Annotated in this window: 10 protein-coding genes; 4 read left to right on the top strand and 6 right to left on the bottom strand. The window is 69.9% G+C overall.

The genetic code is table 11. The annotated features are described in order from the left end of the window. Positions 1–8 precede the first annotated feature (8 nt). The gene (locus GF068_RS27150; RefSeq protein WP_153822381.1) at positions 9–1,493 is read right to left on the bottom strand and encodes a hypothetical protein; all 1,485 of its coding nucleotides are present in this window, start codon (positions 1,491–1,493) and stop codon (positions 9–11) included. Here GF068_RS27150 and GF068_RS27145 point away from each other — a divergent pair. Next, complete coding sequence (locus tag GF068_RS27145; RefSeq protein ID WP_240807470.1) at positions 1,492–2,934, top strand: sigma 54-interacting transcriptional regulator; 1,443 nt, start codon at positions 1,492–1,494, stop codon at positions 2,932–2,934. The two genes, GF068_RS27150 and GF068_RS27145, sit on opposite strands and share 2 nt — an antisense overlap. Positions 2,935–2,940: 6 nt before the next feature. On the opposite strand, the gene GF068_RS27140 is transcribed toward GF068_RS27145, so the two are convergent. Continuing rightward, positions 2,941–3,711: a hypothetical protein gene (locus GF068_RS27140; protein ID WP_153822380.1), complete on the bottom strand. Its 771-nt coding sequence runs from the start codon at positions 3,709–3,711 to the stop codon at positions 2,941–2,943. A gap of 88 nt (positions 3,712–3,799) precedes the next feature. Continuing rightward, complete coding sequence (locus tag GF068_RS27135) at positions 3,800–3,955, bottom strand: hypothetical protein (protein WP_153822379.1); 156 nt, start codon at positions 3,953–3,955, stop codon at positions 3,800–3,802. Positions 3,956–4,515: 560 nt separating this feature from the next. Between GF068_RS27135 and GF068_RS27130 the strand changes: the two genes are divergently transcribed. Next, a complete protein-coding gene (locus GF068_RS27130) occupies positions 4,516–5,187 on the top strand; it encodes a hypothetical protein (protein WP_153822378.1) in 672 nt (223 codons plus the stop codon). Between the two features lie 52 nt (positions 5,188–5,239). On the opposite strand, the gene GF068_RS27125 is transcribed toward GF068_RS27130, so the two are convergent. The 3 genes from GF068_RS27125 to GF068_RS27115 form a co-directional block, all read right to left on the bottom strand. Then, positions 5,240–5,758, bottom strand: a complete 519-nt coding sequence (locus tag GF068_RS27125; RefSeq protein ID WP_153822377.1) for a hypothetical protein — start codon at positions 5,756–5,758, stop codon at positions 5,240–5,242. Between the two features lie 235 nt (positions 5,759–5,993). Beyond that, positions 5,994–7,268 (bottom strand): acetyl-CoA acetyltransferase, encoded by a 1,275-nt coding sequence (locus GF068_RS27120; protein ID WP_153822376.1) that lies wholly within the window; start codon positions 7,266–7,268, stop codon positions 5,994–5,996. A gap of 59 nt (positions 7,269–7,327) precedes the next feature. After that, entirely contained in the window at positions 7,328–8,767 is a 1,440-nt protein-coding gene (locus GF068_RS27115; protein WP_153822375.1) for a carotenoid oxygenase family protein, read from the bottom strand. Positions 8,768–8,897: 130 nt separating this feature from the next. Here GF068_RS27115 and GF068_RS27110 point away from each other — a divergent pair, with 130 nt between their 5' ends. Next, positions 8,898–10,226, top strand: a complete 1,329-nt coding sequence (locus GF068_RS27110) for an AAA family ATPase (protein ID WP_153822374.1) — start codon at positions 8,898–8,900, stop codon at positions 10,224–10,226. A gap of 16 nt (positions 10,227–10,242) precedes the next feature. After that, the gene (locus GF068_RS47170; protein WP_338046588.1) at positions 10,243–11,445 is read left to right on the top strand and encodes a vWA domain-containing protein; all 1,203 of its coding nucleotides are present in this window, start codon (positions 10,243–10,245) and stop codon (positions 11,443–11,445) included.

The following is an 11,445-nucleotide window of genomic DNA, read 5'->3' as shown; positions in this document are numbered from 1 at the left end:
CGAAGGATTCAGTCGCAAACCTTCCCGGACACGCTCTGGGCCTCGCTGACGCAGATGGCGTCCCAGGCCGTGGTGCAGCAATAGGGATCGACGGCGCAGACGCTCTTCACGACGGGGCTGCATCCATGGGGGAGCGGCGCGCCGGTGGTGCACTCGTCATGCGGGGTGCACTGGGTCGCGGAGGCCGCCGGGTCGCTGGAGAGGTCGTGGGGATCGTTGAGGAACACGGTGGCCCCGTCCCAGTCACGAGCGCCGCCCTCGCACGCGGCGTAGGCCTCCTCCGGGGACACGAGCCCCTTTTCACAGACGTCGAGGCAGGCGGCGTGTCCGAGGAGCGCGTCGCAATCGTCATCGTCCGGATCGGCGCAGAGCCGATCGGCGAGGTGCGCCTTGCCCGAACGCCAGAGCTCGCTGTGGCAGACGTACCCGTAATTCTCCTTCGATCCGGAGAAGACATCCCCGTAAAACGCGCCCTCGGGATAGGTGAACACCTCCCGCTCCTTCGCGGGATAGGTGAAGGTGCTGCCCGAGCCCGTGACGGGATCCGATTCCAGGGGCGACGACAAAGGGACACGCGCGGCCATGATGCTGAAGTACGTGTGGTCGGGCCGGCCGCTCGGTCCGACGCCCACGTCCGTGGGGCACGTGAACGTGATGGGCTCGCTCCCGTGGAACTGCGCCACGAAGCCCGCATGAGGCAGGAAACCAGGGTAACCGGAGGCCTGCTCGCCCTTTTCGCAGCCGTGAATGCCTTTGCACACACGCACCTGGCTCGCTCCATTGCGCTGCAGGGTCACCTGGGCGCCCCGCTGGCAGATCCCCACGAATTCCGCTCGCCAGCCGCACGTATCCGTCGGGCCGAACACGCCGAATGGGCATGCTTGGAAGCTCCCGATGCTCGTTCTGTCACGGCGCGTCCGCTGGGCTCGGACCCTGTGCAGGCGCTGGTCGTCGGCGCTCGGTACGTGGATCGAAATGGGCACCTGCCTGCCGAGCTTGTTCATCCGCGCGAGGACACAACCCGAGACGAGCTCGAGACACGCCTTCGTGGGCGGGGCGTCCCACCAGCTCCCCGCCGACGCCGTGCTGCCGCAAAGGCCGAACTGGCCCCTCCAGCTATGAATCTCCGAAGGCGTGGAGGCCGTGACCACCCGCGTCGAATCGAGCGCGCAGGAGACGATGTCCGCCATGATCTCCTCGGCGCTCGTGCTCGTCCCCGTGTCGAAGCGATCGGCGAACGACGGGTCTTGCGCGAGCATGGCGCTGAACCCCGCGCTGCTGAGCGGGTGGTCCTTCCATGCCGCCAGGAGTTCGAGGTTCACCAGGACCGTGTCCGGGTCGAGTCCATTCTGCGGCATCTCGAAGTTCGGGTCGCCCAGGGCCTGCCGCGTCGAGGCCGTGGCGACTTCTTCCATCATCTCTCCGGACCCGCACCCCATGACGACGGCGACGGGAACGAGGGCGAACGTGGCGAGGAGGTATCGAAAGCTCATGCCCCGCGCCTTTACAAGACCCGTGCCCGCGCGCCTCGGGATGGTGTATGCAGCAAACGCGATGAACGACGCTCCGGAGAGCACGCTCTCCTCCACCGAGGAGCCCAAGGAGATCGGCGACACCCACCATCGCCCCCACCTCTTCCTCGTCCTCGAAGCTCACCACCCGCTCGCATGCCCGGCGCGTTTCTCGCTCGCGAAGATCGACGAGCTCGACATCGGCCGCGGATCCGCCCGACAGATCGAATCGACGACCGCCCCGGGCGCCCGCCGCCTCGCGATTCGTGTCGATGATCGCCGCATGTCCTCGACCCACGCGCGCCTCGGCAAGCTGCTCCAGCGCTGGGTCCTCGACGACCTCGGATCCAAGAACGGCACGCTGGTCGACAACGTTCGAACGACACGCGCCGAGCTCGAAGACGGCGACCTGATCGAGCTCGGACAGACCTTTTTCCTCTACCGGGAGGCCCTCCCCTGCGACCCGGACGATCCTCCCGTCCTCGACCGGACCGCCCTGCGCCCGCCGGCCCCGGGCCTCGCCACCGTGCTCCCCGAGCTCCATCGCGCCTTCGAGAGGCTCGTTCCCATTGCGCGCTCGACCGTCTCGGTGATCCTCCAGGGGGAGACCGGCACCGGCAAGGAGGTGATGGCGCGCGCCTTCCACGGGCTCTCCGGGCGGACCGGCGATTTCGTCGCTGTCAATTGCGGCGCGCTCCCCAAGGATCTCGTCGAGGCCGAGCTCTTCGGCCACAAGAAGGGCGCTTTTTCGGGCGCGACGGAGGACCGCCTCGGCCTCGTCCGCAGCGCCGATCGTGGCACGTTGTTCCTCGATGAAATCGGCGACCTTCCGCCCCCGGCGCAGGCGGCCTTGCTGCGGACCCTGCAGGAGCGCGAGGTCCGCCCCATCGGCGGCGCGCGCTCGGTCGCCGTCGATCTCCGGGTGATCGCGGCGACGCATCGGCCCCTGGAGCAGATGGTCGCCACGGGCGTGTTCCGCGCGGACCTCTGGAACCGCCTGGCCGGCCACAAGGTCGAGCTCCCTCCGCTCCGCGCGCGCCGCGAGGATCTCGGCCTGCTCATCGGCGCGCTCCTCGCCCGCCTCCCCCCGGAGCAGGCCGCGCGGATCCAGATCCACCCCCGCGCGGCGCGGGCGATGCTCCGCCATGATTGGCCGGGCAACGTGCGGGAGCTGGAGAAATGCCTCGGGACGGCGGTCGTGCTCGCCGGAGAACAAGGGCACGTGGAGCTCGATCACCTCCCCCCGGCGGTGCAACGCGCGCTCGAAGGGCCGGACGCCGCGCTGCGAGAGGAGCTCGAGAGGCTGCTCCGCAAGCACAAGGGGAACATCACCGCCGTGGCGAACGAGATGGGCAAGGCGCGGACGCAGATCCAGCGCTGGCTGAAGCGTCACGGCATCGACGCCGAGCGCTTCCGGCGATGACCCTGCTCAGTTGCAGCTCTTGCCGCAGACGCTGGCGACCTGGCCGACGCAGATGCTGTCCCATTGGTTGTTGCAGCAGAATGGATCGGCCGCGCAGATGCTCGCGACGCAGTTGGCCTGGGCCACGTCGCAGCCCGACGTGAGCTTCGCGCCCGTGGCGCAGAGCGTATGCGCGCAGGACCCCGCGGCCTCGGGGCAGACCAGGCTATTGGCGACCGTACGCGACTGCGCGACACACTGGCTGTCCCAGCTATTCGTGCAGCAGAAGGGATCCGCGGCGCAGATGCTCGCGACCTCCGGGCTGCACACGCTGGCGAGCGCCTCTCCGACCGTGCACTTGTCGTGGGGACACCGGCTGTCCTTCTGCTGGACGTTCACGTAGCAGGTACCATTCGCGAAGCCGCCGGAGTTCTGGACGCCCACACGAACACGGCAATCCTTCGGGTCGGCGGACGCCCAGCCGAGGGAGAAGCAGTCCCCGTTTCCGACGTTCCACACCTGCGCGGAGTCACGGATATATCCCGCCCCGCAGTAGCAGCCCAACGTCTCCTCGAAATATTGCGGCACCAAGCTGCCGCCGTGGGGATACTCCTGATAACAAGCGGTGATCTCTTGCTGCGCCTCCGCCACGTCCTCCGCGGGATCGTCGACCTCCTCGATCCCGCGCGGCGCGGGGTCTTCGGCGGCGGTCTCCGCATCCACGGCACAGCCGACCGCGCACGAGAACACGAGAGCAAGCGCGCCCCCGAGGGCGCTCCGGTAGGTGAGGCTCTTCATTGCATCGCTCCGAAATGGAAGAAGTGGTTTCACGTCGCCGGTACGGCGTGCTCGGACGCGTGAAGCAAGCGTCCCCCGTGCCGCGCGATCACGCGGGGGCCATCAGCAATGGACATGCCACGCGGCGCGCGCGGCGATCGACGCGCGCCGCGCCGCGCGCGAGCTCGTCGAAGCGCGGCGTCATGGATCGAGCGCCCGCCGCCTGCAGCGAAGAGCCGCCGAACACGCGGCGCCACAGCGCCACAGCGCCCGGATCGCCGCGCGCCGCCGCGGGAGCCGGCGGGGAGCGGCCTTTTCCTGGGACATCCGGGGTGCCACGCCGACCGCCACGCCCGCCACCGCATGCGCTCCGCCCCGGATCCGCGCTTCCCCCACCTCCAAGCGCCCCGAAACCACCTCCCCCCTCGGCCCCCCTCCTCCCACCCCGCCCCGAACCTGCCTCCCCGCCGCCGCCTCCCGCTCCCCCTCCCCGCGAACCAGCCTCCGCGGCCTCCTTCCCGCGTCCCACGGTGCCGTGGATCGCCGATCCCACCCGGCCGACCTCGATCCACACCGCCGTGGATCGCCGATCCCACCCGGCCGACCTCGATCCACACCGCCGTGGATCCGCGTCTCCACCCTCCCTTCCCCGCTTCACGGCGCCCCGACGTGCCCCCCCGAGGGCGCCGCTCCGATCTCACGCCGCCGTGAACCCCTCCCGGCGCACACTTCCGGCGTTTTCGCCCTTCTCACCCCTCCCGCCCACGTTGTAGTGTGCCCGCTCCGGTGCTGGGGACACGTCTCCAGCGCAGCAATGGAGGAGTCATGGGAGAGATCGTCCGGAGGGACGCGGCCAGCGACATCATTCTCGGGGACGCGGGGGATACGCTCACGAATGCGAAGGCCCGCGGTGGGCGCTGGCAAGAGCTCGCCGAGCAGCGCCTCGGCCCCTCGCTCGCGCTCGTGCACAACGTCGAGACGAAGCTCAAATTCGCGAAGGAGGCGCTCGGGCCGCTCGCCGCGAAGATCGACGCCCGAAACCGGAGCGCCGACGCCGTCCTCGGCAAGAACCACGATATCATCTGGAACGAGGTCGGCCGCCCCGCGCACGACGCCGCCCTCTCGGTCCTCTTCCCCGACGGAATCGCCTATTACGCGGAAGGCGACACGGATGGACAACCCGACCGGATGGATATCCTCGTGGAGCTCCTGGACGCGGGCATCCACCCCAAGCTCTCGCCGCAGACGGCCCAGGCCGCCGCGAACGAGATCAAATTGGAGGGGGAGGCCCTGCGCACCGCCGTCGAGGCCGCCCGCAAGCCCGCCGCGCAGGTGAAGATCCTCGGCCGCGTGCGCACCTCGCTCGCCAAGGTCGTCCACGCGGACCTCGCCAATCTGAAGCGGCTTTACAAGGTCGAGGGATTCACCGAGGCCGAGATTCACACGGTGATCCCCGACCGGCCGAGCAAGCCGAAGAAATCGGGCTCGACCGAATGACGGGGCCGCGCGCGCGGGGGGGACGGAGCGCGCGTCGGAGATCGCTAGCGCATCACCAGTACAGCCCGTCGCAAGGGCCGCAGCCGCCGATTCCGACAGGCGGGACGCAGGGGGCGGCCGCGATGCCGCCCCACCCGACGCCGCAGCCGACGCCGACGCCGCAGCCGCCGATGCCGCCGATGCCGGCGCCCAGGCAGCCGCCGAAGCCGGCATAACCGCCCCAGCCGCCGATCGCGCCGCCACAACCCACGCCGCAAGCACCGCCGCCGAAGAATCGGCCGGGGCCGAGGAACCGGCCGGGGCCGCCGAATCGGCCGGGGCCCCACCCGTAACTCGACAGGGCCGCGGCGTCTTCCGCCGTGGCTTCTTCATCTGCGTCCTCGACGTCGGCGTCCTCGTCCGCCACGGCGAGGCTATCGTCCAGGGACACGTCGCTCTCGTCCGCGACGGCCTCCGCCTCGGCGTTCACGAGATCGTCCTCGGTGTCGGCCGCGGAAGCCTCCGTAACACACCCCGTACAGAGCATGACCATCGATGCAGACAGCGCGAGCAGCGTCCCGAGCTTCGACATGGAATGCATAGCGGGTGACCTCCCGTTTTTCTCTTTGCCCCCTGGATGTCTCCCGGGCGGCCGAGTCACCATGCTCGGCCGCTCCGGAGTCCCACCAGGTGCCCATTCCTTCGGGCCACCCGGTTCGATGTCCAGTCGTCTGGGCCACGCCCATTCAAGCGGGAAAAACGGTCGACACGAATACACGCTATCGGGAACGGGAGCGGGGACGGAAGCGGCTCGGGCTGCTCGGAGCTCAGGAATCGGCTCGGCCCACGACGAGCACCACCGCCGTCGTCGCGCTCCCGCCGATGTTCAGCGTCGCGACCCGCCTCGCCCCTGGCACCTGGTTCTCTCCCGCCTCGCCCGTCACTTGTTTTTGCGCGTCGAGCAGCATCCGCACCCCCGTCGCGCCCACCGGGTGGCCGATTCCCATGAGCCCGCCGCCGGGGTTCACGGGCAGCTTCCCGCCGCGGAGGACCGTGCCGTCCTCGATGACCCGGAACGGCTCGCCCGGCGGGGCCAGGCCGAGGTGGTCGATGCCCATGTAATGGGAGATCGTGAAACAATCGTGGAGCTCGACGGCGGAGAGCGCGCTCGGCCCCTCGATCCTCGCCCGCGAGAAGGCGTCGAGCACCGCGCCGCGGACGTGCGGGAACACGTACGGCTCGCCCCGGCTCGCCGTGAGTTTGTCCTTCATGCCCATTCGCGCCGTCCGATGGCCGTACCCCTCGATCCGCGCGAGGCCCGCGACGGGCACGCCGCGCCGCTGCGCCCAGCCGGCCGCGTAGTCCGCCGAGGCGAGGACCACGCAGGCGGATCCGTCGGTCACGGGGCTCGCGTCGTAGCGGCGCGTGCGGCCTGCGATCACCGGGTTTTCCTTGTCGTCCTCGCCGAGCGCGCCCTCGGGCAACGTCCATTTGCGGGTCTGCGCGCGCGGGTTCCTCCGCGCATTGTCATAGTTGTTCCGCGCGAGCGCGGCGAGGTGCTCGCGCCGGAGGCCGTGACGCCGCTCGTATTCCTCGGCCACGTGGCTGAAGAGCTCCGGCCATGGATAAGCGATGCCCTCCGTCTCGCGCGGCACCCACGCGGCGGCGCCGAGCTTCTGCTGCGACTCGAAGCCGGGCAACACGCGCATGAGCTCCACGCCCGCGACGAGGGCGACGTCGTATCGCCCCGCCTGGAGATCGGCCATCGCCGCGAGCACGGCGACGCCGCCCGAGGCGCAGGCGGCCTCGTGCCGCGTGACGGGGATACCGGCGAGGTCCGGGTGCACCTCGGCGAGCAGGCCGCCGAGGTGGCTCTGGCCCGTATAGAGCTCGGGGAGGAAGCTGCCCACGTGCCCCACGTCGATATCGCGCGCCGGGACGCCCGTGTATTCGAGGGCGCAGACCGCAGCCTCGCCGAGGAGGTCGAAGAGCCCTTTGCCCTCGCGGGTGACATTTCTGGCGAAATCCGTCTGGTCGCCGCCGAGGACGAAGACCGGGGGGAGCGAGCGTTCACGCGGCGCGACGCGGGGGGATGCGGTCATGGTTCGCGACTCTATGGCGCTCGTGGCCCCGGAGGCAACCCGACACGCGAAGGTGGGCGCTACGCCGTGGCGGGGATCTGCTCCGCCGGTATCCACCACGCGTGGTATCCGGTGGGCACGCGTTGCGGGAGCTTCACCCGGGCGAGGGGCGCCCGCGTGACGTCCTTCGCGTCGAGCACGTAGACCTCGCTCTCGCCGGTCGCCTCGCAGACGACGAACGACACGAGATACCCGTCGTCCTCGCCCGACGCGCCCACGCGCGGCGCGAACACGACCTCGCTTCCGAAGCGGCCCGCGGGATACGAATGGGCCGCGCTCGTCCCCGCCTCGTAATCGTACTTGACCACGCCGTCGAAGAGCAGCGTCGGCGCCGACGCCGGGATACGCGGGTTGTAGCTGTACCGCGTCTTGCGGCCGAGGGCGCGGTTGTCCATGCGGGGGAACTCGGTGAGCACGTCGTCGAGGCGCGTCTCCTTCACGCTCCCCGTCTTCGTGTCGAGCTCCCAGCGATAGAGGTTCGGCTCGAGCCGCAAGAACCCGATCGTGGGCACCTCGCGCGCGGGGTTCTGCGGGTCAAAGGCGACGGGCGCGTCGATCTTGCAGCCGACGAGCACGATGCGGTCCCCCTCCTCCCACGCATTGATGGTGTGGTACATGTAAAACGGCTCGGTCTCGAACCAGCGAATGGCCGAGCCCGGCGCGTGGCGCGGCAGGACGCCGATACGCGCGGGCCGGTCCCGGAGGTACGTGACGCGCGTCTTGCCCACCTCGAGCAGCTTCGGATCCCATTGCATCGACATGTCGAAGAAGAGCGTGAAGCGCTCGGTGATCGCGAGGTCGTGCTGGAGCCGCGGGCCGGGCAGGTCGATCTCGGTCTTGTGCACGAGCTCGCCCCCGGGCGAGACGACGGCGTACGTGAGGTACGGCGGGAAGGGCTTGTAATCGAAGAGCATGAGCTCGCCCGTGACCATGTCGACCTTGGGGTGCGCCGAGATCGTGGGCATCTTGCCGCCGAACGTCTCGGTGCCCGAGGTCTCGAGCGAGATCGGATTGACGACGTACGCCGCGCCGCCGAGCCACCAGAGCGAATAGAGCCGGCCCCCGTGGAAGCAGAGATCGGTATTCGAGGTGTCCTTGAAGGCGCCACGCGGATTCGTGAAATCCGGCCGCTCCGTCACGCCCGTCCAGAGGGACGCGCCGGCCTTCTCCTCCTCCTGGAACGCCCACGTGCGCACCCACCGATTCGCATAACTCGCGCGGCCGTCCTCGAACCGGAGCGCGTGGATCATGCCGTCACCGTCGAACCAGTGATAACGGCCCTTCTGCCGGAACCGCGGGTTCGAGCCGTTGCGCACGAACACGCCCGCGAGGTCACGCGGGACCTCACCGACGACGGGGAGATCATGCGCCGTGATCTCGTGATCGACCGGCGCGTAGTTGCCGGAAAGATACGGCGGCGTCGCGGGGCTCTCTGCGCTCGAAGTCAAAGACATCGTCATGGCGGTCTCCGGCGCGGACGGGGCGGCTCGCGCGCCCCCACGTACGCGAGCCCGAGAGGATAAGGAACGTGGTATCGGGGCGCAAGGCCCGAGAAGGCCCGTGGCAGCGGCCCGCGTACGTGCTAGCCGAATGTTTCCCGTGGCCAAGTCTCCCCCCACTCCCGTCCTGGAAAGCCGCACCGCGCACATCCCCGTCGGCCCTCGCCTCGAGGCCGTGCTCGAGCTCGCCTATCGAGCGCGCCGCCCCGTGTTGCTCGAAGGTCCGACCGGGATCGGCAAGAGCGAGATCGTCAAGAAGCTCGCCCATCGGCTCGGTATCGCCCACGTGGTGCTCGACCTGTCGCTGCTCGAGCCGCCGGACCTCGTGGGCCTGCCCGTCATTCAAGACGGCCGCACGCGGTACGCCGTGCCCGACATCCTGCCGCAGGACGGCGCAGGCATCCTCATGCTCGAGGAGCTGAACCGCGCCGAGCGATACATCCAGCAGCCGGCCCTGCAGCTCCTCGGCGCGCGCCGGCTGCACGGATACGAGCTGCCGGCGGGCTGGGCCTGCTTCGCCGCCGTCAACCCCGAGAGCGAGGGGTATCACGTCACGCCCCTCGACAAGGCGCTAAGGGCCCGCTTTTTGAGCCTGCCCGTGCGCGCCGACCGGCCGAGCTGGCTCGCGTGGGCGCAGGTGAACGACGTGCACCCGGGGATCATCACGATCGCCCAGGCGCACGAGCGCGTGCTCGACGACGTGCCCCCGCGGACGTGGACGTACGTCTCGCACCTGCTGAAGACGCTCAGGCCCGACGAAATCGAGAACGTGGGCCTCTTGCGCGACGCGCTCTCGGGGTATTTGCCCTCGTCGTGGATCGAGCTCGTCGTCTCGAGCCGCGGCGTATGGTCGAGCCGCCTGCCCTTCGACGTGCGCGCGCTGCTCGCCGACTACGATCACCGCTCGGAGCTCTCGCGCACGGTGCGAGGTTTCACCGAGTCGGGGCAGACCGATCGTATCGACGAGATCACGACGCGCCTCGTGCGCCTGCTCGAAGGGCCCGAGGCCGGCGTGCTCGCGGCCGAGCGGCAAATCACGCTCGCCTCGTTCGAGGCCTTGCTCGCGGATCTGCCCGGGGATCAACGCGACAAACTCGTGGAGGCGCTCGGGCGCAACCCCACGACGACCTCGCTCGTCGACGTGCGCCCCGAGGAGCTCTGCGAGCGATACGCGAACAGCCCCGCGCAGCGGAAACTGAAGACGTGGGCCGCCGATCCCTTCAAGCAGCACCGCGTGGGGCTCGCGGTGACGGCGCTCTCGTCGCACCTCGAACGGCAAACGAAGCTCGCGGAGGTGAAGCGCAGCAACGTGGTGCGCGCGAGCCTCGGCGTGCTCCTCGCCGAGCTGCCCGAGCGCTGGGCGCTCGATCTCGTGGCGACGTGCAAGCGCCTCGGCATCACCCCCATCCGCCCCGGTTGAGGCGACGAGGAGAACGGTGGTCGATCCCGTCCGCGCCTTCCTCGACGATTTCGTGCAGACGAGCGATTTCGCGCGGCGGTACCCGTATTACGCGGCCGTGCTCGCGAAGATGACGCCCGTCGCCGATCCATCGGTGAAGCGGATGGCCGTCTCGCTGCACGAGGGGCGGTTCTTCCTGCACGTGAACGTGGACTCGTTCCTGCGCGAGCCGCAATGGCTGCGCGGCGTGCTCCTGCACGAGGTGCACCACGTGGTGCTCGGCCACCTCTCGCACCCCAAATTCGCGGAGCCGACCGAGCCGGAGCTGCTCGAGCTCGCCCTCGAGATGAGCGCAAACGAGTTCATCGAGGAGCCCTTGCCCGACCCGATCACGTGGCAGAAATACACGGCGTTCGGGATCCGCGCAGGGCAAAGCAGCCTGGAGCGCTACGAGAAGCTGCTCGAAGCGGCGCGGGCCGGGCGATTCACGGCCAAACACGCGCCGGGCGGCGAGAGCGTCGACGAGCACAGGCTGCTGCGGCGCGCGGCGGGGGCGCCCGGCGCGGTGGAGCAAGCCCGGATGCTCGTGGCGCGCGCCGTGGACGCCGCCGGAGACGTCGGGCCGGAGGGGCCACCCGAGCGCAGGCTGCTCGCAGGAAAGGAGCCGGGCCGGCTGCTCGCGGAGCTCGACGGCGTGCTCGGCCCGCCCGAATGTTTCGTCGACTGGAAGACGGCGCTGCGGATGTTCACGTCGCGGAGGCGCACGCCCGTGGGCACGTTCGCGCGCCCGAGCCGGCGTTTCCCCTCGCGAATCGGCGAGGTGCCGGGGCGCGCGTGGTCGCCGCGGGCCATGACGAAGCCGCGGGTGCTCGTGACGATCGATACGTCGATGAGCATGACGGACGCCGAGCTCGCGGAGATCTCGAAGCAGCTCGCAGAGCTCGCGGAGGAGGCGCGGATCACGGTGGTCGAATGCGACTGCGAGATCCAGCGCGTCTACCCGTTCGCGGGCAAGCTCGCGGACGTGCAGGGGCGCGGCGGTACGGATCTGCGGAAGGTGTTCGCCGAGAGCTTCTGGCGGGCGCACGTGCCCGACGGAATCGTGTATTTCACGGACGGCGAGGGCCCGTTCCCCGAGGAGCCGCCGCCCGTGCCGACGCTCTGGATCCTCACGAAGCCGGGCGATTTCGCGTGCCCCTGGGGCGAACGCGCGCGCCTCGAGCGGCGCCGCGCGCGCTAG

The organism is Polyangium spumosum, assembly GCF_009649845.1.
Lineage (GTDB): Bacteria > Myxococcota_A > Polyangia > Polyangiales > Polyangiaceae > Polyangium > Polyangium spumosum.
Note: the sequence above shows the minus strand (reverse complement) of the source record. Positions and strands in the feature narration are given on the sequence as shown.